Here is a 320-nt window from a genome sequence, read left to right as displayed (position 1 = left end):
AAGAAGCGCGCCCCAACTGGGACGACCTGCCGCCCGAGGTCGTCTACGAAACCGATCCCATGCCCGCAGGCGCCAGCACGCCGGCCGAATTGCCCGCGCCTGTCGCGCCCCCCGCCCCGGCCCTGGCGCCGGGGCAGGTGCCGGCGCCCGAGTCCGCACCGCCCGCCGCCGCGCCAGCCGCCCGCGCACCGATTGCCCGGCAGATGCCCTCGATGCCGCCCATGCCGGCGGCGACCAGTGCCCGCGCCGGCACGCCCTCATTGGCACAGAGCCGGCCCGGCAGCTGGGAAGAGTTGCAGCGCCAGGCACGCGACCCGGCC

At 77.5% G+C, this 320-nt stretch carries 1 pseudogene; it reads left to right on the top strand.

The window, feature by feature from the left end:
- A pseudogene (locus AAE045_RS23890) lies at nucleotides 1–320 on the top strand (hypothetical protein); the annotation flags it as partial.

Origin of the sequence: Dryocola clanedunensis (assembly GCF_038405435.1) — a bacterium.
In the GTDB taxonomy this organism is placed as follows: Bacteria; Pseudomonadota; Gammaproteobacteria; order Enterobacterales; family Enterobacteriaceae; genus Dryocola; species Dryocola clanedunensis_A.
The sequence above is the reverse complement of the archived record's forward strand: the minus strand, read 5'-3'. Positions and strand labels throughout refer to the sequence as shown.